This window comes from Paenibacillus sp. MMS20-IR301, assembly GCF_032302195.1.
Lineage (GTDB): Bacteria > Bacillota > Bacilli > Paenibacillales > Paenibacillaceae > Paenibacillus_AQ.
On the sequence record NZ_CP135275.1, the window covers coordinates 7491809 to 7516607 of the forward strand.

A 24799-nucleotide genomic window follows, 5' to 3' on the forward strand; every position below is an offset into this window, starting at 1 on the left:
GTACTCCTTCGTAAGCGTACTGAAAAGTTATTGTCTCAAATAGATATGCAGTTCATCGCCAGGCAGCGCAAGCAGGTGGTTCTTCGCAAGGCTTACGGCACCCGGACGGTATGGGTTAGGCAGAATCTGGCCGGTAACTGCTGCTCCTGCTGCCAGCACCTCAGGGGTGCGGGCCGGGCCATGGCCGATATGATAGATGAAGCTCATCCGGCGGCCGAAGCATTCATAAGTGAAGCGCAGCCCGTCCAGGCTGGATGGCAGTACCGGATCAATAATCAGCTCTTCATCGCTGAAGCGGATGCCGAGCACCGCTGAGATGAGCTGGTTGAGATAGATTCCGGGACCGCTGGAATACAGGCGCCAGCCGCCTTTGACCTCTACGCTGCCGTCGCGCAGCTGGTCGAAGTTCTGCTGGTAGCTGTAACGGTCAGGGAAATCCCCGTCCGAGCTGCTGAAGTACATATTGCTCTGGCGCAGCTGGGCGTTAGGAACGGTCTGCCGGATGTTGATCGGATTGATCTGGAACAGCCCGTTCCAGGCGCGGTCCGCTTCGCCGAGCTTGGCGGATGCCTCAAGATAACGGATATGGGCATGCACATACTGCAGGCTGATCTCGCGGCCTACACTGGCTGCCTGCTCAGCACGGCGGAAGAAGGTGCTTACGCCGCCTTCATAACGGGCCGGGCGGTCCATCAGGCGGACGCCGTCCGGACAGTTCAGGTGCTCGTCGATCAGGCGCAGATTCTCTGCCGCCTGCTCCGGAGTGACCAGTTCAGCAATAATGCTGCGGGTCATCGGGAGCAGCCGGTAACGGATGCCGGTCTGCTCATCCAGCGGATGGAGCATATAATCGATGCTGCCGTCTTCCTGGAAGTACGCGAAGCCGGCGATGACGCCATCCTTGATCAGCAGCGTACGGAAGGATTCCTTCATCTCATCAGCCATCTCTGCAAGACTGGCGGAGAATTCAGGATCGGATACCGTCACCCGTGACAGGTTGCGGATGACCTGAAAGGCCAGAGCCACTGTCCAGGCGCTGACAAGCTTGGTCTTCAGCGCTTCATCAGCAGGCTGGAGGGTATCATCCCAGTCACCGCCTGCATAGTTAATCAGGGCTGTACCCGGTATGAAACGGTCACGGATCGTAACTACTGCATCCTTGACATGCTCCAGGATAGTCGCTGTCTGCCCGCTTGGCTGGGCATCAGCCAGATGGTGGTAGCCGACCTCTTCCTTGAGAATGGAGTAGTCACCTGTAGCGGTGATGTAGTCGCTGATGCATTTCAGCGGCCAGAGCACAACATCGCCATGCCATTCATGGGCCTGGACCGGATGCTGGTCGAACATGAACCATTGCGGCCATTCCCGGCTCTCCCACAGCTGATGCGAGTAGATCGTCAGCAGTACATTCCGGGCCAGCTCATAGTGCTGGGTCATCAGGAAATATTCTATCGGCCCCTGGCATACATCACGGGTGCCCCAGGCGGCTCCGCCCGGCTGTTCGAGGCCATGCGGCATAATGAAGTGGGTCATGGCATTGTGGGTATACCACCATACCGTTTCGTTCAGAATCTCAACCCGTGACTGCTCTGTACCTTCAAGCTGAAGCTGGAAGCCGGAGCTGAAGGCTTCGTAGAATTTGCTGTATAATGCCGTCTCAGTCTCCAGGGTGTAAGGGAGCGCCAGCGGCTCAAGATCACCTTTAGTAAGCCGGCCTTGCACAATCAGCTGGAAGCCGGCCGACTGCGTTACCGAGAGGGTCAACAGTGTTCCGTTACGCGGCTGATTATCCTGGTAGAATACCCGGTCATCGCTGTAGGTATAGGCTGTTCCGGGCAGCTGGATATCGAAATGCAGGCCGGGATAAGGATGCTGCGGCGGCAGGGCTTCCGCCGGAAGAATCCGCAGAATTCCGTCCTGCGGCTCCACTCTGACCGGATGCTGGAATTCATGCTCGCCCATAACGAGCTGATTCGTAATGTAATAATCGTAAGCCTGGCCGGTCTTCGATTGGACCTGCAGGGCAAGATCAGGCTGGCCTGCTGCTGTGAAGACGGTTACCGTCAAGACATCGCCCGGCAGCTGATAATGCCATTTGGCAAAGTTAACGCCCATTTCGTATGCCGCCGGCAGTGTGAGCAGCCGGTAGACACCGTCCAGACGGACATAGATACGCTGGCCGCTGTTATGCTGGATATTCAGCAGGCCGCGCGGTGTAGAGAGCAGCTTATGGAAAGAGGTATTCCCGGCAACGGTCTGGCCGTTGAACAGTCCGTACATATAGTTGGTGGAGGAGATCAGGTTATTGTCGACTTGTTTATCGTCCAGCAGAGTAGTGATGATATGGCCGTGCGGGCGTTCAACCCGCAGCTCCTTCGGCTGGAGAACTACATGGACATGCCCTTCGGTGAAGAAGGAGAGCAGCTCGCCATCCTCGGTCTCTTCAAGCTTCCGCTGCGGGTAGGCGGCATTAATCTCCGCCTGTGACCACTGCGGAGAGACATAAGGTGCGCCGATGGAGCTGCTGAGCACAGTTTCTTCTCCATGCCGGAGCTCTTCACCCTGGTTCCAGTCAATCTCTTCATAAGCCGCCTGCAGCTCGTCCTGGAACTCGAGTTCTGTAACCGCAGCCGGATGAGTAGGGCGGAACAGCCCGTAGAAGGCGAACGCCACAGGCTCACTCAGAGTTACAGCCTCAGTCTGCAGTGCAGTGTAGGCCAGCTCATATTGATAATTGCGGCTTTGCAGATTGCCCTCCAGCGCCTCAGGCACATAGCTGCCCTTGTAGGACAAGCCGAAGAACTGCGTGGCATCTGTCGAATAATGGATGGCCCGGGTGCCTGTAACTCCCTGCTGAAGATAAGGGAAGTCCTCGCCCTGCGGCTGATTCTGGCGGGAGCAGACGGCGTAACCGTGAGGACCTTCCCAGATGCTATGATCCAGATACTGGCTCATATACAGCTCGTTGGCAAGCACACCGCCTTTGCCGGCGACGCCGATATCCTGCCCGTATACCACATCCACTTTCTCGCCGCTGCCGGAGAGCTGAACCTGCCAGAACCAGATTCCGTTCCGGGCAGGCGCGAATGTCACACGGTAACCGATCGCTTCAATAGAGCCTGTATAAATTAGCCTGTCCTGGGAATAAGCCAGCTTGGAGCCGGAGCGGATGCCGAGCAGCGGATAACTGCGGATACCTTGCTCCGTATACACGCGCAGATAAATATTGTTAGCCGATCCGTCTGCCGGATTGCCTTGGAACTGATTGATTAGCGTAGCCTCATGGGTGAATTCGAAGATATCCCCCGAAGGCAGGAACGTATACTTAAGATCATCCCGGGTTAAGGTAATCAGGTTCATATGTTGTTTGAAAATCATAACAACCCTCTCTTTCAAGAATCATGGTTAGGACATGGATTAGAATAGGGGAATTCGTTATCAGCTGTCACAAATACAAACTGACATGTCCGTGTAAAGAATTAATAGAAACGTTTCCATAAGTGATACACCTCGATATTAGTCTGAAGATGAAAAAAAGTCAATTCTCAGCAAAAAAAAGGCTGTTTTATATTTTTTAACGGACTGTTTGTAATAATAGTACTTGTAATTCAAAAAAAAATTTATTTGACAGCGTATACAATCTGGAGTTATGCTCTGTGCAAGGGGAAACACAAAGAAATGATGGAAACGTTTCTATAACGTTCAATACGGTTAATAGTGAGTGACAAGTATTATTCAGTACAAGTAATAGTTAAGGGCAGATGCGCAAATGTTATTAAAGCTGCAGGACAAGAACTGAAACAAAGACAAGAAATGTATGCGGCTATGCATCGTTCAATTTGGAGGTGGGCTCATTGGCAAGAATTGTACAAGGGGGCAGGAATATTGCCCGGGATTTACTGAAGAACAAAGTGCTGTATCTCATGCTGCTGCCTGTTATTGTGTATTTCGCGGTCTTTCATTATGCGGTAATGCCCGGCGCTTACGTTGCATTCGTCGATTACAAGCTTAACAAAGGGATCTTCGGCAGTGACTTCATCGGGCTCAAGAACTTCGAATTCCTGGTGCAGACCGGAGAGCTCTGGAATATCACCAAGAATACACTGCTCTATAATCTGGTTTTCCTTGCTTTAGGTAATATTATTCAAATTGTGTTTGCCATCATGTTATCGGAGATTGCCGGTAAGTGGTTCAAGAAGATCTCCCAGTCGGTTATTCTCCTGCCGAACTTCATCTCAATGGTTATCGTCGGTGTATTTGCTTACAACCTGTTCAACTTCAACTCCGGGTTCATCAACACCATCATGTCCGGAGCCGGACTTGACCGGTATGAGTTCTATTCCGATCCTGGCATCTGGAAATATATCATTGTGGCTTTTAAGATCTGGGCCGGTACCGGTTACGGTATGATTGTCTATCTGGCAGCCATCACAGGCATTAACCATGACCTGTACGAAGCCGCCTACATGGACGGGGCAACCACCTGGCAGCGGATCCGCTACATGACCCTGCCGATTCTGAAACCGACTTTTATTCTGCTTCTATTGTTCGGTATGGGCGGAATCCTCAAGGGCTCCTTCGACCTGTTCTACAATCTCATTGGCACAAACTCCGTGCTGTATCCGCAGACGGATATTATAGATACTTATGTCTTCCGTTCCCTGGTGGGACAATTCAACTTCTCGATGGGTGCAGCTGTAGGCTTCTATCAATCCTTATTCGGCCTGCTTCTGGTGCTTGTGGTGAACTTCATTGTACGCAAGGTTGAACCGGACAGCGCGCTGTTCTAAGACAAGACACGAAACAGGGGTGATAAGCATGGCAAGTACGTCCACTAAAATTAAACAGGATTCCGGCAGCATTTTCATAAAACTGATCAGCTATATCTGCATCACAATCTTTGCACTGTTCTGTCTGTTTCCCTTTGCACTGATGATCTCCTCGTCCTTCATGAACGAGCAGGAAATTGTGCGCGAGGGTTACAAGCTTATTCCGAATGAGTTCTCCTTCAAGGCCTATGAGGTGCTGCTCGGCAGTTCCACCAAACTGCTCGATGCCTATCAGGTCACTATTTTTATAACAGTTGTAGGTACGGTACTGGGTCTGTTCATGATGTCGATGGCCGGATTCGTCCTGAACCGCAAGGATTTCAAATACCGTAACTTCTTCTCGTTCCTGATCTACTTCACAACGCTGTTCAGCGGCGGTCTGATCCCGACTTACATTCTGATGGTGAAGCATCTTCATCTGAAGGACAGTCTGTTCGCCATGATTCTGCCGGCTGTAGTCGGAGCCTGGTCGATCTTCCTGATGCGTAACTTCATGAAGGCGATCCCGGACTCCCTGTATGAATCGGCTACAATTGACGGGGCTGGTGACTTCCATATTTACTGGAGGATCTTCATGCCGCTGGCGGTTCCGTCTCTGGCAACGATCGGGCTGTTCTCGGCGCTCGGCTTCTGGAATGAATGGTATAACGGGATGCTCTATATGGATACCCCGGCCAAATATCCGCTCCAGTACTTCCTGCAGCGAATGGTGGCCCAGACTAATATGGGCAGCCTGATTAACTCGGGGGCGGTCATTAATACCGCTGATCTGCCGACGCAATCCATCAAAATGGCAACAGCAGTTATGGCCACAGGCCCAATCATTCTGCTCTATCCATTCGTTCAGCGTTACTTCGTAACCGGTCTGACGATCGGTGCTGTTAAGGGTTAATGGACATCTTCCTGATCAAAAGGTGTTTATTATAAATGCAAGACTTTTACAAACAGAAAAAGGGAGGCTTACCTAATGAAAGGTAAAAAGATTGTATCTTCTTTAATTACTGTCCTAATGCTTACCGGAGTGCTGGCCGCTTGTTCATCGAACAATAATGCTAATAGCAGCAATACCCCTGCAGCATCGGACGCTCCGGCAGCTTCTACAAATACTGGTGGTGTAGATACCTCCAAGGAAGCAAAACTGGTGTATTACCTGTGGGGCAGTGAAGGTGTAACCAATAAGGAAATTCTGGCAGCTATTAATACCAAGCTGAAAGCTGATATTAACGCTACTATTGAAGTGAAATATATTGACTGGCCGGATCTGGCGACCAAATATCCATTGCTGTTCGCTTCCGGTGAACAATTCGATATGTCGCATGCTTCCCCGGGTGCAGCTGTATCCTATTTCACCCTGGCCAGTGAAGGTGCACTGACAGATATCACGGATATGCTGGACACTGTAGCTCCTAAGCTGAAAGCAGAGATTCCTGAAGCCTCCTGGCAAAATACGAAATACAAAGGCAGAATCTATGGTGTGCCAAGCTTGTACAGCGAATATACGCCAGCAGGTTATGCATACCGTATCGACCTGATGAAGAAATACGGCATGACTGAAATCAAGACCATTGCTGATATGGAAAAATATATGGACAACGTTGTTGCCAACGAATCCTACCCGCCAATCAACGGCAAGGCTGAGGACGCAGCCAACATGTTCAGAATGCTGGTAGATACTACCGGCATGTGGCTTAACGCGCCTGGTATTTCCCTGAACGAATTGAACCTTGTAACGAAGAGCCCTGAGGACTACAAGACAGTCTTCCATCCGGCCTTCACGCAGGAATTCGAAGACTGGGCTGTGAAAATGCGTGAATGGGCAGATAAAGGCTACTGGAGTAAAGACGTTCTGTCCGCAACTCTCGGCAGTAAAGATAACTTCAGAGCAGCGAACTCTGCAGGCTACCTGACTCATGCCCAGGACTGGATCGGCCAGTACGGCGCAGATCTGAAAGCACAACCTGAGGGTGCTACCAACTTCTATACTTTTGCCGAAGCTAACAAGAAGATCAAACGCAAGATGGGTGTCGACAACTCCACTGTAATCAGTGCGAATTCCGAGAATCCTGAACGCGCTCTGATGGCTATTGAGAAGTTCATGACAGATGAAAGCTACTACAACCTGATTCAATACGGTATTGAAGGCAAGCATTATGTAATGGAAGACGGCGTGAAGAAACAGCCTGCAGGCTTCAACGAAAAAACAGACGGCGGCGGCTTCTCGGCCTGGTCTCTCAGAAACGATAAGTTCGTAGTACCTAGTGAAAGCGAGAACCCTATCCGTAACAGCCTGTTCGCAGACTGGGATAAAGTGGCTATCGATGATCCGTACAACGGCTTCAGCTTCGATCCGTCTAACGTGACTACAGAAATCGCATCAATCTCGAACGTTAACGCACAACTGGGTATTCAGCTCATGCTGGGTAAAACAAGCAAAGATCCGAAAGCAGCTGTTGCTGAATACCGCGAGCAGCTGACAAAAGCAGGAATTGACAAGGTTATTGCCGAAGTAGAGAAACAACTGGCAGAATTTGTACCTGTCAACTAAGCGGAATGTTAAAGGGTTCGGGGGGGCTATAACCTATAGCTCCCTTAACCCATAAATGGGGGAGTAGAGTGGACGTTAATATTAAGGATATCGCGCGGATATCCGGTGTCGGCATTTCAACAGTTTCCAGAGTCATTAACAACAAAGGCTTGGTGAGCAATGCGACCCGGGAGAAGGTTCTGAATGTCGTCAAGGAATACAATTATATTCCCAATTCCAACGCACGGAATTTGAAAACCACGCAATCCAAGAACATTGCGCTCATGGTCAAAGGGATCACGAACCCGTTCTTCGCCATCATGATTAAAGAAATTGAACGGCAGGTCAATCTGCGCGGATATCCGTTCCTCATTCATCAGGTAGAGGACGGGATCGATGAGATCAATGCCGCCATTCAACTGGTGAAGGAGAAGAACTTAAGCGGGATTATTTTCATGGGCGGTACTTATAATCACTCCGAAGAGAAATTCAAGCAGTTAACGGTTCCGTTTGTACTCACGACCATCACGACTTCACAGGAAGTGGATCCGTCTATATTCTCGAGCGTAACGATCAATGAATCGAAAGAGGCCTATAAGGCCACCAATTATTTAATCTCACTAGGACATAAACATATCGGTTTTCTGGCGAAGTCACCTTTACTTGATGAAACCACGGGCAGCCGGCGTCTATCGGGCTACAAGCAGGCCTTAGAAGAAAATAATCTGCCCTACAGTGCCGGACTTGTAGAGGATTGCGAATATAGTCCAAGCTCAGGCTTCAACGCTGCACGCAGATTGCTGAACCGGAACAGGGAGGTAACGGCGATCTTTGCTGCTGCAGATACAATTGCTATCGGTGCGGCCAAGGCTGTGCTTACCGCCGGATTGTCTATTCCGGATGATATATCCATTATCGGCTTTGACGGCATTGAGATGGCGGAGTATTATCATCCTGCACTTGATACAATCAGCCAGCCGGGTACAGAAATGGCGCTGACCAGTGTCGGGGTATTATTCGATCTTATTGCCAAGCGGTCAACCCATCAGCATATTGTCTACGATGCGGTACTGCTCAAACGGGGCTCCTGCAAGATGATTAAGGGCCGTTAGGGCAAGGCGCTGACTATAGAACTAATTCTTATAACAAGACAATGACCTCAGCCAGCCACGGTGAAGTGGAAGCTGAGGTCATTTTTCATGGCTGAACCTATACGAAACGCTTGATTGTCCAGTAGGGAACAGTGAAGCTGCCTTTGCTCGTATCAATACGCAGAACATCTGAGGTTTGATCTATGGTACATACTCCGGCGTAGGTTTCTCCGCTAATCAAGTGAACGCGTTGCCACAGATTGCTGAGGAGCGCATGTTGAATGTCCTTTTTTATCATATCGTTCACTTCCCTTAGCGGCGGTCTGTCTGAAAGCTTATGTACTTTATATTTAACCCGTAGTGAAAAAAAGTAACAGATAAACTGGTTACAGTTTTGTTCTAATTGCATAGGGGATTCTTGGCAGAAAATGGGGCGGACCGCCGTGCCCTGAAGCAATGATCTGCACAGAGGGTATATATATCCTAGGAGGTGTCACCTATGAACTGGACCACAAGATTACAGCAAATGATATCAACACTCCTTACCGTAAGCTTACTTGCCCTGCTGGGCTGGGGGGCAGCGGCTTCACCGGTTCAGGCGGCAGTACCGGCGCAGACAGCAGCTCCGGCGTGCGGCACCGGGGATCACGGGCTGCTTCAGGATCTGCAGAAGGCCCATAGCGGAGCTGACGCCGTGCCGCTGGGCTTCGCCGATGTAGAGTTTCTGAACGGGAAGACAGGGCGGGCAGCCGGGAACGGATTTCTGATCGGGACCTCGGACGGGGGCTGCCATTTCCAGGAGATCTACAAGGGGCAGTGGAACTTCCAGCAGATTGTATTCCCTGATAATGTTCATGGCTGGGCGCTCGCAGCGGTCAATGACGGTCAGGCCAAATATTTGATCCGTACCACCGACGGAGGCTCTACCTGGACAAGGCTGACGAATAAAGCGGTGACCTTTGAGCGCGTGGATTTTCTGGACGGGAGCAGGGGATTCGGATACAACCGTACATCGACGTATTATACGAGTGACGGCGGCGGGAGCTGGAGCCTGATCAAGACGCCGGCGAATACACGCGGGGCGTATTTCTCCAGCCGTAACAGCGGCTACGCCGTAGTGGTTGTCCCGGGCAGCGGCTACCGGGTGATGCGGACAACAGACGGCGGCGCGAACTGGAAGCTGCTGCTGAAGTCTGCCTATACTGATCCGGGCTATGGACAAATTTATGCCGACGGCAGCCAGGTCTATGCTCTGCTGTACGGCGGATTCGGGATGTCGCAGACCTCGTATTCGCTCTACGGCAGCGCGGATGCCGGGGCGAGCTGGACCCGGGTGATTGCCCAGGAGACCGCCGGCGGCGGGCCGGCTCCCGGCAGCGGTGCAGCCAAGGCTGTGAAGGGTCCTGCTTCCGGCACACCCGGGAATATGGTGCTGATCGGCGGCACTACCGCCTTCCTGGCGGGCTATCATCCGGCAGCGGAGCAGGCCGGTGTCGGAGTCACGAAGAACAACGGGGTGACCTGGAGCAACCAGCAGACGGTTCCCGGTTATGAAGCGTCGATTTCTTTCACCGATCATAATACGGGCTGGCTTGCGGTGCGGGACCTGAACAGCTCGACATTGTACTCCACCAAGGATGCGGGTGCTGCGTGGACGGCTAAGTTTTCTTTTGCGGGCGCCGGGAAATAAAGCTAATTGAGGAACGGGTACTGTCCCTTCGGGGGCGGCCCGTTTTTTTGTGTGGTACACAAGCAATTGTTGTATAAAGGAGACCATTTCATAGTTCACAACCAATACCCGCTTACCCTCACGAAGGCATATTGTATACGGTCACAATGAGCGGGGTAATGAGATAGATAAAGCATGGGGGTGGAGCATGTACAAGTCTGTCAGAGTGCTATGGATTAGCGCGGTTGTGGTGAATATTTCTTCATTTATCTTCTATTTCCTGTCGACATACCACTGGTTTAGCGAAGGGTTGGTCCTTGATATCATCAACACGCTGCTGCTGCAATTATTCGGCATTCCTTCTGCGGTTCTGATCATTGCTTCGCTCTGTATTCTTATATTCAACCGGAAACCGGCGGGCTGGGCGGTATACACTGTGGCCTTGCTCATTATTGCTGCATTGCTGTTGATCTCAGGGTATTTGATTTTGTTGGGCTCGTTGGGCTATTGAAGCCGGAGAGCAGGAAATATGAGAACGAGCGGTAAAAATAATACTTTACTGATCGTTCTCATTATGCTAACATGGCAAATGTAAGGCGGATATTTTTTTGATTATAATAGAACGATCAGTCTCAAAAGGTATTAAGTGCAGTCTGCATGAAGATAGTCTGACAAATAACAAGGGAGTGGATCATGATGGGAAAGCTTGACGGGAAGGTTGCATTGATTACTGGGGGAAACAGCGGAATCGGCTTGGCCAGCGCTAAATTGTTTGTAGCGGAAGGAGCCAAAGTGGTGATTACCGGACGCAATCCGGTGTCCCTGCAGGCCGCTGTAGAAGAGTTAGGTGCGGAGAATGCCGTGGCGGTTCAGGCAGATGTAGCTGATCCGGAAAGTGCTGTGCTGGCGGTGAACGCAGCGGTTGAAGCTTTCGGCAGACTGGATGTAGTCTATGCTAACGCTGGTATCGCCGGTTCTACGCCGCTGGGCAGTACGGAGCTGGCTGCTTTTGAGGAGGTGCTCCGCATCAATGTGACCGGCGTCTTCTTCACCGTTCAGGCTGCACTGCCTCATCTGCAGGCCGGAGCGTCGGTCATTCTGACCGGCTCGGTGCTCGCCAAGGCGGGCCGGCCGGGCAATTCCGCATATGCCGCCAGTAAAGGGGCGGTCAGCAGCATGACGAAAGTGCTCGCTTCGGAGCTGTCGCCGCTCGGCATCCGGGTCAATAATATTGCGCCGGGTGTGACGCGTACGCCAATCTGGGGACAGTCTGCAGTGGACAACTGGGCCCAGGTGGAAGCGGCGATGTCACTTTCGATTCCGCTGAACCGCGCCGGTGATCCGGAGGAGATTGCCAAGGTTGCCCTGTTCCTGGCGTCTGATGATTCCTCCTACATCCAGGGGGCCGATATTGCCGTGGACGGCGGTGCAGGCAGCTCACCGCTGGGCGCGCCGGTTTACCGGCAGAAGGCGTAAGGGGACAATGGCAGATAAGGGATTTGAGAAGGACCGGAGAGCTGCGGGAGATGAATCGTAGTGCACCGTGGCAGACTGTGGAAATACCGGAGGAGCACCTTAGAAGTACTGTAGGAGCATCTGAAAAGTAGATGGATAGCTGCCGGTGAAGTACTGACGAGGCATTGACGAGGCATGAAAAGCACCTTTACCGGTGCTTTTTTTCGTATGATCAACTGTAAGTTAACGGCCTATGCGAGATATCCGATTGTGGCTACCCACGCCGAAGCATTGGATCCCTTGCGGACTGAGCGGACCCTATTGCCGATATTCAGCTCATTTTCTCCGGCTAACGGACTGAGATGCACTTATCCTATTCCAATACGCCCTAATTTACTTAAAATCATCCAAATAGCGTCACTGGTGTCCGTTAAGCGCAGAAATAAAGGGTTTTTGGACAAATAGTTATCATGAACGAAACCGACATCGCAATTTGTTTATCTCGTAGGTTAAATTGGAAATCCTAAGAGTGAATGGCTCAAAGATCCCAATTCAGAGCTAACAAACAAAAAGGAGTCGGTTTACTAATGAGTATCGCCAAAAAGTATATTGGATTAGACGTATCCAAAGCCAAAATTGCTGTAGCCATCGCAGATGAGGGCCGTGGCGAACCCCGCTTTTGGGGGATTATTGAACATACCAAGGAACGCATACTAAAGCTTCTACATCAACTGCAAGGTTCCGGTGAATCCCGAGTGGAACTGGAAGTCTGCTACGAAGCCGGGCCCACCGGGTACATGCTTCACCGTTGGCTCCTCGAAGCCGGCATTGCCTGTACCGTTGTTGCTCCTTCTCTTATCCCTCAGCGCGCTGGGGACCGGATTAAAACCGACAAGCGGGATGCGCTTCGCTTGGCTCAACTCTTTCGGGCTGGCGAACTAACGGGGATCTACATCCCCTCTCCTGAGGAGGAAGCGCTCCGGGATCTCGTTCGAGCCCGCGAGGACGCCAAAGAAGATATGAACCGCCACAAGCAGCGCATGGGCAAGTTCCTGCTGCGTTTGCAGCTCTTCCCTCCAAGCAAGGTCAAGGCCTGGACCTTCGCCTTTGAAGAGTGGCTGGATACCCTCCGCTTCGAGAGTTCCTGCCACCGCATAGTCTTCCAGGAATACCGGGAGAGCATTCGAGAAACGGCAGAACGACTTCGGCGTTACGAAAAAGAGATCGAGCGTCTCTCTCACACCCATGTGCAGGCGCCACTTATTGAAGCCCTTCAGGCGCTGCGAGGAGTGGCCACACTCACCGCTACCACACTGGTGTCGGAGATGGTCAGTGTGACGCGGTTTGCCAGCGCCCCCTCGTTCATGAGCTACTGTGGGTTAGTACCCAGTGAACACTCCAGCGGTGTGAGCCGTAGTCAGGGAAAGCTGACCAAGGCAGGCAATGCACATTTGCGGCGGGTGCTGGTCGAAGCGGCCCACCATTACCGGCACTCACCGGGCGTACGGCGCAAATTGCGGGAGCGAATCAGCGGACTGCCGCCGGAGGTGCAGCGAATGGCCTTTGAGGCACAAAATCGACTTCATCGCAAATACATGACGATGCTGGGAAAAGGGAAGCACAAATCGAAAATCGTAGCCGCCATTGCCCGGGAGCTTGCCGGCTTTGTATGGGCTATTGCCAGAGTTCTGGAGAAGGGCGACCGAAACCCAGCCACGGATTCTCTAATTGCCGGATAACCCTTGCCGTACATGGACGACAAGGCCACACGTTACGTTACTGAAAAAAAGTCCCACCCTAAAAGAAAGGAAGTGAAAACCGGGAAGCTAGAGCATGACTTACCTTGGAGGCAAAATCGAGCAAGGTGAAGAGAAACGCCGCGGAAGACCTTTGTGCCCGTTTGCTTGCAAACGACGGACGAAAATAGTTAGCGGCAGGCTCTTCAGATGGATAGATACCATGTGTAAACCCACGAATATCAGGATGCCAACCAGCGAATGATTTTTGCCTCCAAGTTAAGAACATGCTCCTCCCTATGTGTTGAGAAGAAAGGTTAAACACTGCGTCAACCCTTTGGGAAAAAGGGAACCTCCTCTAAAAGACGTCAATTGATAGGTTTGTTTAAGTGCGCCAAAAACGGGATTGCTACTGCGGCGCTTGACTGTTTCGTTCATATCAAGGTCTCTCCGGTCCGTAACGGTCAGTATGCAATAACCTCATCATCCGCTCGCAGCACTCCACTGTATCCTAACCGTTACTTGGAGTATCTTATAGTTACTTTGCAATAAATTTACGCCCGCACACTGTACCCGGCATCGTACTCCCGCTGTCCCCGTCTATTTCTGATTAACCTTCCTGTAGACTGCCGGAGTCACGCCGTATCTTTTTTTGAAGGCAATGTAGAAGGTATTTAATGAAGCGAAGCCGTATTTCAGGACGATGGGCTCGATCGGTGCTTCGCTGGAGACCAGCTCCTCGCAGATCATACTCAGGCGCTGCTCAGAGATCGTCTCGGTAATGGATCGGTTCGTCTCGTTCTTATACAGGTTACGGATGTAGTTAACCGACAGGCCAAGTTCATCCGAGAGCATCTTGACGGACAGGTTGGCATCGGTCAGATGAGCTTCGATGAGCTGTTCTACCTGCCCTACCAGCCCGGCATTCCGGGAGATGCTGCGGACAGCCGCGACCTCATGCAGGAATTTGGCGGAGACCTCGGCCATCCATCCGATCACAGCTTCCAGTGTCTCAAGCTTCATAATCTGATTCTCCACCGAAGTCAGGCTCCAGGAGCTGGGCAGTGCCGGCTGGTGGGCAATCTCCTGCATCGAGCGGCGGATGGTCATGAATAAAGTGATCAATGACATTTTGCATTCAAAGTAAGGGCGTTCCCGGAGTGCGGCAATTGCGGTATCCAGGCTGTCCAGGAATGCGGGAGCATCCGCCCTGTGGATGGCCTGCATCATTTGCCGTTCCAGCTCCAGCGGCATATGGTACAGCTCGCCGGGACTTGCATCCGTATGCTCCCCGGTGATAAATGCGCCCTGCCCCAAGCGGAAACGCTCCTGGGTCATCTCATAGGTCTCCATATACCCCTCATGAAGCTCGTTTAACCCCTCTAAATATTTACCGCAAGCAACCGTGGTGCCGATGGACAAGAACTGCCCCACAAGCCGCTGCGACTGCTGCAGCTTATCTAAGTATGCGGCTGCTGATTGTCCTCTGCCTGCGGGAAGAAGCACGGCAACATGATCTTTGCCCATATCAACGGTCAGAATCTGCGTTACTGTGTCCGGCTGAAGCGACTCCTGAATAATATTAGCCATGGCAAAGCGCAGCAGCCGCTGGTCTTTGTCAGAATACCGTCCGGTGAAGCCGGTAAACTGGTCGATCCGGAAGATGGCTACGGATACTCCCCCGCCAGGCAATTCAATCCCAAGCTCCTTAAAGGTATTGCGGATCTCTGCAGCAGATAAGGTTGTTCCTCCTAATAAATCCCGCAGAAACCGCTCCTTGGCCAGAAACTTGTCCTTCCGGCCATGCTCTGTCAGCTCGTGTATCCGCTCATTCTGTGAGACGAACACCTGGGAGAGATACACCAGCTCATTGGCTTCATTTTGCCCGTCCAGCTGCTCCGCCTTATGCTGCTCCATCACATTGTGCACCAGCTCCTGAATTGGCGAATACACCCGCTTGGACAATAAAATAATTACCCAGAGGGAAGCGGCAAACAGTCCGGCGAACAGCAGCAGGGTCAAATTCCGCAGCCACGTGATTTTGTTCAGAATAACGGATTTGGGAATAGCCTCGATAAACTTCCAGTTCTGAATGCCGTTGATTGAGGTGTTGGCATAGACCAGCATTTGCTCCGGGAGGTTCTGCGGCTTGATGATCTTCCAGCCGTTCGCATTCTTCTCCACCGCCCGGCTGAACTCCTGGATCTGCCCTGCGTCCAGCTTCACGCTGCTGAAGACCAGCTCCTTCTTGTCATTGAGCACAAAGACGCTGGTCTCCAGCACATTGCTGTTATTTTGCAGCAGCGTCATGATCTTGTCCGCATCGACGTTCAGCACGAAGGCAGAGATGGATTTGCCTGTCTCATAGGGGACGATGGCTGTAATCACTTTCTTCTCCTGGCCGGATTCCAGCGGCAGCACAAGATTGCGGGGAATCAGAAAAGCACCGTCAGTCAGCTTCCGGGTCCGCAGCCGCGTGAGTACCTCCTGATCATAGAAGCTGGCGAATTCATTCATGCCCAGCCGGGAATCGATAATCTGCTGCGTATAATCATTAATCAGATAGACCGAATCAATGGAGGGATTGCCGTTCTTGATATTCATCAGCCGGCTCCAGACGGCATAGGTGTCCAGATCACTGTGCTGCTCTGAGAGTGCATATGCCTCAATTTGAACATCTGAGCTGGAGGAGTAGGCATAATTAATAGACCATTCCATGAGCTGGGCTGTATTCTTCGCACCATTCACTAACAGTGACTCGGAGTGGTCACCGATTTCCTTGAGCAGTGTTTGGGAGGATAGCGAAAAGAGGGCAATGAAGGATACCGCCAGTACGATCACATTGGCACTGACGAAATAAATGATGATTTTGAGAAAAGTCGGACGTTGCTTCACAAAATAGAGCCGGGATAGTTTGAATTTGGGCATGTCGTACCCCCGTCTGGGTCGCTGTGGATTGATAAGGCAGGTTTATTGTAACATATCGCTGCTTTTGATAAAGGCAATCGATGGTTCCTGAAAGGGTGATGCTTTTGGGAAGTCCGGCCATTCATGCATACAGTAGCCACAGTTAATTCCTGCAATAGCCGGAGTAAGCACCGGCCTGCTATATTTCTCCCAGACAAAGCTTTTACGAATGATTCAAGGGGGGACACGGGAATGCCAAATGTCCGGAAACGCGGGGCGGGCTACAAGCTGCAGCAAATTGCACGTAATCCTTTTTTATACGGGATGGCGGTGCCGGGATTGCTCTTCTTTCTTATCTTCAGTTATTTTCCGATTTACGGAATTATGATTGCATTTAAGGATTATGACTTTTCCAAAGGAATTACCGGGAGTGAGTGGGTGGGCTTCCGCAACTTCAATTATTTCTTCACCTCGGATGATTTCTGGATTATCCTGCGTAACACGCTGCTGCTGAATGTGCTGTTCATTATCTTTACTACCGTGGCGGCGGTGCTGATTGCGCTGATGTTCAATGAGATCCGGAGCAAGTATTTTAAAAGAATATCCCAATCGCTGATCTTCCTGCCTTACTTCATGTCATGGATTGTGATCGGGATGCTGGTCCAGTCCTTCCTGGGCGGAGAAGCTCCGCCGGTCAATACGCTGCTGCAGAATCTGGGCTTTGAACCGGTCAACTGGATGTTTGAATCGTCCCTGTGGCCATGGATTCTTACAGTTATCCGCGTATGGCAGGGCGCCGGGTATTTATCGATTATTTTCCTGGCGGCCATTACAGGCATCTCCGAGGATCTGTATGAAGCGGCGCGGATAGACGGTGCCTCCAAGCTGCAGATTATGCTGCGGATTACACTGCCTCTGCTCGTGCCGACCATATCCATTATGACGCTCTTATCGGTTGGCAAAATCTTCAACGGCGACTTCGCCATGATCTATGCGATTATCGGTGACAATTCGCTGCTGTATCCGACGACCGATGTCATTGATACCTTCGTATTCCGCTCCATGCGGCAGCTTCATGATTTCGGGATGTCCTCGGCAGTCGGGCTGTTCCAGTCGGTAATGGGTCTGATCTTCGTCATTATTGCCAATGCGGTCACACGCAAAATGTCCAAAGAATCCGCATTGTTCTAGGAGGGAAAACACTTGAAACAGACATTGTCTGACCGCTTATTCAGTTTTGTTGCCTATGCCATCCTCATGGTCTTCACGATATTCTGCATTCTGCCGTTTCTGCTGATGGTCATCGGCTCATTCACGGATGAGAGTGAGCTGATTGTTAACGGCTATACGCTGTTCCCGAAAGCGTTCTCGGTTGCAGCCTACAAGGCGCTCCTGCACTCGGACGCTCTATACAACGGATATGGAATTACGATCATCATTACCGTTGTTGGTACGTTAACGGCGCTTTGCATTTCAGCCATGCTGGCCTATTCCCTGGCCAATAAGCGTAATGTGCTGCAAACGCCATTCCTGCTGTTCTGTTATCTGCCTATGCTGTTCACGGGCGGGATTATTCCGTTCTACATCGTAGTCAGCCAATGGCTGCATCTGCAAAATACAATTTGGGCGCTGATTCTGCCGCTGCTCTGCCAGCCCTTCCTGGTATTCCTGCTCGTAAGCTTCTTCCGGACGGTACCGGAGGAGCTGGAGGAGGCGGCGCGCATAGACGGGGCCAATGAAATGAGAGTATTCTTTCAGATCATCCTGCCGATTTCCAAGCCGATTCTGGCCTCTGTGGGGTTATTCTATGCCCTTTACTATTGGAATGACTGGTTCATGGGCCTGATGTTTATCGATAACGAGAAGCTCTTCCCGCTGCAGCTGATTCTGCGCCGGATGGTTTCCAATATGGAAGCGGCCAAGAATCTGATTCCTTCTTCCGCGGCGATCTCCACCGTAGTTCCAACCTATGGGGTGCGTATGGCAACCACGGTTCTGACGATAGGCCCGATTATTCTCCTCTATCCGATGCTGCAGAAATATTTTGTCAAAGGGCTGACTGTAGGAGCTGTTAAAGGATAGGCCAGTCTCGGCATTAACCGGATTTTCCGGTTACCGCATATAGCTTTATAATTCATTTATGGGGGGTTATTGAAATGAAATCAAAGAAAATATTCAGCTTTACGCTCACTGCGTTACTCTCGCTGTCCATGCTATTGTCCGGCTGCGGGGGGAACAATGGAAGCAATAATACGGAAGCAGGGGCTGCGGATAACGCTAAGGGTACGGAACAGAGCAATTCCGCCGGCAGCCCGAAGGAAACTGTCGAATTAAAGGCTTATTTCCCGGGTGATAAACCTGCCGGCTTCGAGGATGTGCTGAAGGCGGTAAACGACAAGCTGAAGGCGGATAACATCGGTGCTTCGCTGAATATCAATTTTCTGCCCTGGTCTGATTACGGCAATTCGGTCTCGGTAAAAATGTCGGCGGGCGAGGAGTTCGACATGTATCTGGATGCACCGTGGCTGTCTATGTCGCAGATGATTGCCAGCGGCTCGATCATTGCGCTCGATGATCTGGTTGCTTCACGCAAGGAATTGAAGGAATCCATTCCTGACCAGATGTGGGAAGCCAACAAGTTCGGCGGCAAGATCATGGGAATTCCGCTTGGCACAGTACAAGGAACTTTATACGGCTTCGTAATCCGCAAGGATCTGCGTGAGAAATACGGGATGCCTGAGCTGAAGACGGTGGCAGATGTGGAGAAATTCCTCTATACCGTCAAAGAAAAGGAAACAGCGATCAAGCCGTTTGTTATTGACGGCCGCAAGGCGGATAAGCTTCCGGCGATGTTCAAGGATACGCTGAACACCAGCAAGGACAGCTACATTGAGACGCTGGTGCCTATGTTCTACTACTCGCTTGCGGACAAGAAGGTGGTTGGAGCCTGGGAAGACACGAGCTTTGACCAGTCCTTCGAAAGAGCGACTAAATATTATCAGGACGGTATCCTGTCCAAGAATATTGCCCAGGAGCAGAATGCCCAGACCTTGTTCAATCAGGGCAAATATGCAGCAACCTATTATGCGGCTGACGGTGTAGAAGGCCTGAAGTATCTGGATGCGCTTAAGATTGAAGGCGCTGAGCTTGAAGTGGTCGTTCCGCATGATGACAATTCGAAGCCTTATTCCAATTATCAGCAGTGGAACTTCCTCACTATTCCTAAGGCTTCAAAGCATGCCGAGCTGGTGATGGATGTAGCCAATTGGCTGTCGGTGAAAGAGAATCATGACCTGATGCAGTACGGGGTTGAAGGAAAAGACTGGGAGCCTGTAGGGGATTCGAGTTATAAGCAGCTCTCCGGTTACGTATTCCCGGGCTTTGTGCTCACCTGGCGTCCGCAGCTGGAGCGTACTCCGGATAATATGCTGGCCGGAGATAAGGAATGGGTTGAAAAGGCCGGCGCAGCGGAGTTCTTCACCTTAAGCCCGATTACCGGCTTCAGCTTTGATGCCGAGCAGGTAAAGACCGAATACGCCAAAACAACCCCGTTCTTCGACTCTGTGTTCCTGCCGCTGTCCCAAGGCGTTCTGCCGGCGGATAAGGGCAAAGCGATGCTGAAGGACAAGATTCTTGGTGTCGGCGGGCAAAAGGTCATAGATGAGATTCAAAAGCAGATTGATGCCGTGGTAGCCGAATAGCGCAGAAAGAGGAGATATTAATGCCAGTTATACGTGCTGAACAGAATCCGGTCGTAAGACCTAATGATGTGAAACCTTCGAGGCCGGACTTTAAGGTGCTGGGAGCCTTCAATGCCGGAGCCGCTGTGTATGGGGATGAGACCATTTTGCTGCTCCGGGTAGCTGAAGCGCCGGTCAGCAGCTCAGAAGCAGAAGTGCTGATCCCGAAGCTGAATGAGACTACAGGGGAGATCATCGTAGAACGCTTGTCTGCCGGTGATGAACGGTATGACTTCAGTGATTCCCGGTTTGTAGCGGAGAACGGCCAGGTGGTGATGCTGACCTCGATGTCCCATCTGCGTGTGGCCCGCAGCAGGGATGGTATTCATTTCACGGTAGAGGATCAGCCGGCGCTCTTCCCGCAGACTGCGCTTGAAGCCTGGGGAATAGAAGACCCGCGCATCACGCAGATCGAAGGCAAGTATTACATCACCTATAGTGCGGCTTCGTCCCGGGGTGTTGGTGTCGGGCTGGCTGAAACCGCCGATTTCCGCAACTTCAAGCGCCACGGGCTGATGATGGCTCCGGAGAACAAGGATGTCATGCTGTTTCCTGAGGCCATCCAGGGCAAATATTATGCCCTGACCCGTCCGGTGCCGCATGCATTCGGTGCTCCGGAAATGTGGATTGCCGAATCGCCCGACCTGCTGCATTGGGGCAATCACCGGTTCCTGATGGGGCTGCGCAAGGCATCCTGGGATGGCGGCCGGATGGGCGGCGGCGCAGTACCGGTCCGCACGGAACGCGGCTGGCTTGCCCTGTATCACGGGGCCGATTCCAAGCACCGTTATTGCATGGGCGCTGTGCTGCTGGACCTGGAGGATCCCGGCAAAGTGCTGGCCCGGTCCACCCGGCCGTTCCTGGAGCCGGAGGCTGATTATGAAGTGAACGGCTTCTTCGGCGGAGTGGTTTTCTCGTGCGGGGCTCTGCTGAACGGGGATACGATCCGTATGTACTACGGTGCTGCTGATGAGGTCATGGCGGTTGCTGATATTCCGCTGGAGGAGATTTGGGCTACCCTTGCACCTGAGGCGGATTAACAATCTGTTTAATAAAAAAGGGCAATTCTTCAGATTACTGAGGAATTGCCCTTCTTGCACATGGGTTTAGTTGCCTGTCTCTACAATCCAGACCTCCGGCAGATTGCGGTATTGCTCCGCGTAATCCAGGCCATAGCCGACGACGAATTCGTCAGGGATATCAATGCCGCTGTAATCAATCGGAACATCGACCAGCCGGCGGGACGGTTTGCTTAAGATCGTACAGATGCGGACGCTGGCCGCTTCGCGCAGCGCGAACAGCTGCTTCAGGTGCTGCAGCGTCAGGCCGGTGTCGATCAGATCCTCGACGAGCAGCACATGCTTGCCGCGGATATCCATATCGATATCCTTTTTGATCGTGATGACACCGGAAGAGGTAGAGCTTGCACCGTAGCTGGATACCGACATAAAGTCAATGCCGACCGGGAACGAAATTTCGCGCATCAGATCAGATGTGAACACGGCTCCGCCCTTGAGGATGCAGATGAGTACAAGCTCCTTACCCTCATAGTCACGCGATATTTCGGCTCCCAGCTCCTTAACTCTTTGCTGCAGCTGGTCCTTGCTGACCAGAACTTTGGTGATTTGGGTCATGATTTACTCTCCTTATGGCTCAGGATCGGATCAGGAAGATGATCTGTCCTTTTCCTTAAGCATAACATCATGTGCGCCGCCTTCAAAGATCGTCGTAGAGGAGACCAGTGTAATCTTGGCTTTCTGCTGCAAGGAAGGAATGGTCAGCGCGCCGCAGTTGCACATGGTGGATTTGATTTTGCTGATGCTGAGATCGAGATTATCCTTGAGCCGTCCGGCATAAGGGATGAAGGAATCCACGCCTTCCTCGAACTCCAGCTTGCTCTCCTTGCCCTCATTGCCGAAGTCATAACGCTGCCAGTTGCGGGCACGGCTCGAGCCTTCACCCCAGTATTCCTTCACGAAATTGCCGCCGACCAGCAGCTTGCGCCCGGGACTCTCGTCGAATCTGGCGAAATAGCGGCCCAGCATGACGAAGTCCGCCCCCATAGCCAGCGCCAGCACAATATGATAATCATGGACAATCCCGCCGTCCGAGCAGATCGGGACATAGATGCCGGTCTGCTCATAATATTCCTTGCGGGCCGCCGCGACCTCGATGACGGAGGAGGCCTGGCCGCGTCCGATGCCTTTCTGCTCACGGGTAATACAGATGGAGCCGCCGCCGATGCCGACCTTGATGAAATCCGCTCCGGCTTCCACCAGGTACAGGAAACCTTCCTTGTCGACAACATTGCCTGCGCCGACCTTCACATTGTCGCCGAAAGTATCCTTAATATAGCGGATGGTCTCGGCCTGCCACTCGGAGTAGCCGTCAGAGGAATCGATGCAGAGCACATCCGCCCCGGCCTCGACCAGCGCCGGAACGCGGTCCTTATAATCCCGGGAGTTAATGCCCGCCCCGACAATCAGCTGTTTGTTATCGTCATGCAGCTCCAGCGGGTATTCCTGGTGGCTGTCATAATCCTTGCGGAATACCAGATGGACCAGATGGCCGCTGGTACTGACAATGGGCAGGCAGTTCAGCTTATGATCCCAGATCATATCATTGGCTTCGGTTAAAGAGATGCCTTCTTCGGCGTAGATCAGCGACGATAGAGGCGTCATGAATCCCGTAATCGGAAATTCCGGAGGCAGGCGGTTCTCACGGTAGTCGCGGCTTGTGACGATGCCCATCAGCTTGCCTGTCGGTTCCCCGTTGTCCGTAATGGCGATGGTGGAGTGGCCGCTGCGCGCTTTAAGAGCAAGAACATCCTGAAGCGTATCCTCCGGACGGAGGTTGGAGTCACTGAGGACGAAGCCGGCCTTGAACTTTTTGACCCGGCGGACCATCTCGACCTGCTGTTCAATAGACTGTGAGCCGTAGATGAAGGAGATGCCGCCGCTTTTCGCCAGTGCAATCGCCATATTATGGTCCGATACCGCCTGCATCACCGCCGAGGTAACCGGAAGATTCATCGTCAGCGCCGGGGCCTCTCCTTGGCGGAATTTGGTTACCGGGGTCCTGAGATCGACATTGCCGGGAATACATTCCTTGGTCGTCAGGCTGGGCACCAGCAGGAACTCGCTGAACGTTCTTGACGGCTGCTCGTAATAATAAGCCATTGCTGCTCACTCCTTCACTTTTGTTATCCTTATACACTTTATACCTTCGACAGAAACCGCACGGGCACTCCGATGTCGCTCTCCAGCTGCTTGTAGTGCTCTCCTTTGGCCAGAATCGCCTGCACGCCGACAAGCTCAATCCCCATCACGGACATTTGCGCGGCTATGCAGCGGATCGTAGCGCCTGAGCTGATCACATCATCCAGCAGCAATACCCGGTCACCGGCAGAGAAGCCGTCAAAATAAATATAGTTCTCGTTATACGCCGTCTCCCGCTTGATGCTGACCTCGTAATTCTCATACAATTCCGTACTGAGGCGCAGGATATTCATCGGCTTCATCAGCTTGTAGGCGGCAAGCATGCCCCAGGTATGCCCGCCCGGTTCAGGCGACACGATGTAATCAAAGTCCGGGAACTGCTTCGCGGCGGCCTCAGCCAGACTGTCGGTGATCTCACTGATTAGCTCGGGGGCAATGTAGGTTCCGCGTTCACCGAAGGGATAGAGCTTGAAATCGTAAGCGGTGTCCTTATTTTTGTAAATCCTCACATTCCTGGCTGTACTGATCGATTCGCTTAACCGTGCGTAGGATGCACTCATTGCCCTCACTCCTTCTAATATTGTAGATGGTGCAGATGCCAAAAAACCCCGGGGTTCAAGAGGCACAGGCAAGACAAAGTACATCAGGGGAACTCGCGGCGGCAGCCGTGTCCCGCAGTCTGATATCTTCAACGTCTTATCTGGCCTCTTGTAGCCTGGGGCAATTAACGGTTGCCTGTAGATACGCTCATACCGGATTAATGAGCTTATACAAGAGATTTTGAGTCATATTATATGACGTGAGTATAACGAAGTAATTCGTTATCATATAAAAGTGCATATCGAATGTTAAATAATATTACTTTAATTATTTTTTAATATGCTAACACTCGCAATATTGTGTGTCAACAACTGATTTTATGTTAGTTTATATAACTTTAATTCTGTATTTGTATAATCGTCTGTAAGCACATGCGAAAAAGCATCCCGACATCCCGCTGTCTAACGGAATGATCCGGATGCTTATATAAGCTGCAGATTTTTTTGTGCAGATGCCCCGCTTCAGGATTTGACGGTCTCCGGCCTTCTGATTTGCAGCGGAGGCGGGATCAGCCAGCCCTTTTCCTTACTCAGCTTAAGAATGCGCGAGCCAAGCGCGGCCTTCGTCAGATGGTATTTGGCGAAAAGCGCGCCGACATCCTCCCGGATGCTCTGGGCCATGGCCTGACTGCACGCGACAAGTCCGGTGGCAATGGCGGTGGAGATGCTTGCGAATATTTCGGTATCTGCAAATCTTGCGCCTGCAGGAATATCTTCAAGTCTGGCCGCCGGACGGCCCGGCGGATTCGGAACGGTGGCAATACCGTTCTTGGTAAGCAGTGTATCGCATTCACTGACCTCAAGTTCAGCCTGGTCAATGAGTGCTTCGATGATTTTTTTCAGATCCTTGTCACCTGCGTGGATTAAATAAGCCCTGTAGGTCGAGATGGCCACTTTAGCTACCATGGAAGCCTGCCACACATTGTAAATTTCCCCGTAATGCATAGGCTCGTCGTGGGGGCTGCCGCCAAAAATTCCGATCATTATAATCACTCCTTCCGGTTGGTTCAGACTTGCAACAGTATTCCCTT

18 protein-coding genes and 1 riboswitch are annotated in these 24799 nt (G+C 51.8%); of the genes, 12 read left to right on the forward strand and 6 right to left on the reverse strand.

From position 1 onward, the window contains the following. Positions 1-27: 27 nt before the first annotated feature. The gene (locus LOS79_RS32210) at positions 28-3378 is read right to left on the reverse strand and encodes a GH36-type glycosyl hydrolase domain-containing protein (RefSeq protein WP_315415133.1); all 3351 of its coding nucleotides are present in this window, start codon (positions 3376-3378) and stop codon (positions 28-30) included. A 476-nt stretch (positions 3379-3854) separates the two neighbouring features. Here LOS79_RS32210 and LOS79_RS32215 point away from each other — a divergent pair, with 476 nt between their 5' ends. The 8 genes from LOS79_RS32215 (at position 3855) to LOS79_RS32250 (ending at position 13307) form a co-directional block, all read left to right on the forward strand. Beyond that, positions 3855-4790 carry an ABC transporter permease gene (locus tag LOS79_RS32215; RefSeq protein WP_315415134.1) on the forward strand — a complete coding sequence of 312 codons (936 nt, stop codon included), beginning with the start codon at positions 3855-3857 and terminating at the stop codon, positions 4788-4790. A gap of 28 nt (positions 4791-4818) precedes the next feature. Further along, the gene (locus LOS79_RS32220) at positions 4819-5721 is read left to right on the forward strand and encodes a carbohydrate ABC transporter permease (protein ID WP_315415136.1); all 903 of its coding nucleotides are present in this window, start codon (positions 4819-4821) and stop codon (positions 5719-5721) included. Between the two features lie 75 nt (positions 5722-5796). Continuing rightward, entirely contained in the window at positions 5797-7374 is a 1578-nt protein-coding gene (locus LOS79_RS32225) for a DUF3502 domain-containing protein (RefSeq protein ID WP_315415138.1), read from the forward strand. A gap of 68 nt (positions 7375-7442) precedes the next feature. Beyond that, a complete protein-coding gene (locus LOS79_RS32230) occupies positions 7443-8465 on the forward strand; it encodes a LacI family DNA-binding transcriptional regulator (RefSeq protein ID WP_315415140.1) in 1023 nt (340 codons plus the stop codon). A 478-nt stretch (positions 8466-8943) separates the two neighbouring features. After that, on the forward strand, positions 8944-10134 hold the full coding sequence (locus tag LOS79_RS32235; RefSeq protein ID WP_315415141.1) for a WD40/YVTN/BNR-like repeat-containing protein: 1191 nt from the start codon (positions 8944-8946) through the stop codon (positions 10132-10134). Between the two features lie 187 nt (positions 10135-10321). Beyond that, a complete protein-coding gene (locus LOS79_RS32240) occupies positions 10322-10624 on the forward strand; it encodes a hypothetical protein (protein ID WP_315415142.1) in 303 nt (100 codons plus the stop codon). 182 nt (positions 10625-10806) lie between these two features. After that, on the forward strand, positions 10807-11589 hold the full coding sequence (locus LOS79_RS32245; RefSeq protein ID WP_315415144.1) for an SDR family NAD(P)-dependent oxidoreductase: 783 nt from the start codon (positions 10807-10809) through the stop codon (positions 11587-11589). Positions 11590-12155: 566 nt separating this feature from the next. Further along, complete coding sequence (locus LOS79_RS32250; protein WP_315411724.1) at positions 12156-13307, forward strand: IS110 family RNA-guided transposase; 1152 nt, start codon at positions 12156-12158, stop codon at positions 13305-13307. 597 nt (positions 13308-13904) lie between these two features. On the opposite strand, the gene LOS79_RS32255 is transcribed toward LOS79_RS32250, so the two are convergent. Then, positions 13905-16232 (reverse strand): helix-turn-helix domain-containing protein, encoded by a 2328-nt coding sequence (locus LOS79_RS32255; RefSeq protein WP_315415146.1) that lies wholly within the window; start codon positions 16230-16232, stop codon positions 13905-13907. 231 nt (positions 16233-16463) lie between these two features. On the opposite strand from LOS79_RS32255, the gene LOS79_RS32260 reads away from it, so the two are divergent. The 4 genes from LOS79_RS32260 to LOS79_RS32275 all read left to right on the forward strand — a co-directional run bounded on the left by LOS79_RS32260 (position 16464) and on the right by LOS79_RS32275 (position 20991). After that, positions 16464-17402 (forward strand): ABC transporter permease, encoded by a 939-nt coding sequence (locus LOS79_RS32260; RefSeq protein WP_315415148.1) that lies wholly within the window; start codon positions 16464-16466, stop codon positions 17400-17402. A gap of 12 nt (positions 17403-17414) precedes the next feature. Further along, the gene (locus LOS79_RS32265) at positions 17415-18293 is read left to right on the forward strand and encodes a carbohydrate ABC transporter permease (protein WP_315415150.1); all 879 of its coding nucleotides are present in this window, start codon (positions 17415-17417) and stop codon (positions 18291-18293) included. Between the two features lie 74 nt (positions 18294-18367). After that, entirely contained in the window at positions 18368-19912 is a 1545-nt protein-coding gene (locus LOS79_RS32270) for a DUF3502 domain-containing protein (RefSeq protein WP_315415152.1), read from the forward strand. Between the two features lie 20 nt (positions 19913-19932). After that, the gene (locus tag LOS79_RS32275; protein WP_315415154.1) at positions 19933-20991 is read left to right on the forward strand and encodes a glycoside hydrolase family 130 protein; all 1059 of its coding nucleotides are present in this window, start codon (positions 19933-19935) and stop codon (positions 20989-20991) included. A gap of 66 nt (positions 20992-21057) precedes the next feature. Here LOS79_RS32275 and hpt read toward each other — a convergent pair whose 3' ends face one another. The 4 genes from hpt to LOS79_RS32295 form a co-directional block, all read right to left on the reverse strand. Continuing rightward, positions 21058-21588 (reverse strand): hypoxanthine phosphoribosyltransferase, encoded by a 531-nt coding sequence (gene hpt / locus LOS79_RS32280; protein WP_315422559.1) that lies wholly within the window; start codon positions 21586-21588, stop codon positions 21058-21060. Positions 21589-21615: 27 nt separating this feature from the next. Then, on the reverse strand, positions 21616-23130 hold the full coding sequence (locus LOS79_RS32285) for an IMP dehydrogenase (RefSeq protein ID WP_315415156.1): 1515 nt from the start codon (positions 23128-23130) through the stop codon (positions 21616-21618). A gap of 38 nt (positions 23131-23168) precedes the next feature. Further along, entirely contained in the window at positions 23169-23729 is a 561-nt protein-coding gene (locus LOS79_RS32290; RefSeq protein ID WP_315415157.1) for a phosphoribosyltransferase, read from the reverse strand. A gap of 131 nt (positions 23730-23860) precedes the next feature. After that, a riboswitch (purine riboswitch) is annotated at positions 23861-23963 on the reverse strand. 267 nt (positions 23964-24230) lie between these two features. Beyond that, the gene (locus LOS79_RS32295; protein WP_315422561.1) at positions 24231-24749 is read right to left on the reverse strand and encodes a DUF3231 family protein; all 519 of its coding nucleotides are present in this window, start codon (positions 24747-24749) and stop codon (positions 24231-24233) included. Positions 24750-24799 lie beyond the last annotated feature (50 nt).

Coding starts and splice junctions, on each gene's coding strand:
- LOS79_RS32240 (WP_315415142.1), top strand. CDS start 10,322: ATGTACAAGTCTGTCAGAGTGCTATGGATTAGCGCGGTTGTGGTGAAT.
- LOS79_RS32255 (WP_315415146.1), bottom strand. CDS start 16,232: ATGCCCAAATTCAAACTATCCCGGCTCTATTTTGTGAAGCAACGTCCG.
- LOS79_RS32250 (WP_315411724.1), top strand. CDS start 12,156: ATGAGTATCGCCAAAAAGTATATTGGATTAGACGTATCCAAAGCCAAA.
- LOS79_RS32245 (WP_315415144.1), top strand. CDS start 10,807: ATGATGGGAAAGCTTGACGGGAAGGTTGCATTGATTACTGGGGGAAAC.
- LOS79_RS32275 (WP_315415154.1), top strand. CDS start 19,933: ATGCCAGTTATACGTGCTGAACAGAATCCGGTCGTAAGACCTAATGAT.
- LOS79_RS32225 (WP_315415138.1), top strand. CDS start 5,797: ATGAAAGGTAAAAAGATTGTATCTTCTTTAATTACTGTCCTAATGCTT.
- LOS79_RS32270 (WP_315415152.1), top strand. CDS start 18,368: ATGAAATCAAAGAAAATATTCAGCTTTACGCTCACTGCGTTACTCTCG.
- LOS79_RS32290 (WP_315415157.1), bottom strand. CDS start 23,729: ATGAGTGCATCCTACGCACGGTTAAGCGAATCGATCAGTACAGCCAGG.
- LOS79_RS32210 (WP_315415133.1), bottom strand. CDS start 3,378: ATGATTTTCAAACAACATATGAACCTGATTACCTTAACCCGGGATGAT.
- LOS79_RS32220 (WP_315415136.1), top strand. CDS start 4,819: ATGGCAAGTACGTCCACTAAAATTAAACAGGATTCCGGCAGCATTTTC.
- LOS79_RS32260 (WP_315415148.1), top strand. CDS start 16,464: ATGCCAAATGTCCGGAAACGCGGGGCGGGCTACAAGCTGCAGCAAATT.
- LOS79_RS32235 (WP_315415141.1), top strand. CDS start 8,944: ATGAACTGGACCACAAGATTACAGCAAATGATATCAACACTCCTTACC.
- LOS79_RS32285 (WP_315415156.1), bottom strand. CDS start 23,130: ATGGCTTATTATTACGAGCAGCCGTCAAGAACGTTCAGCGAGTTCCTG.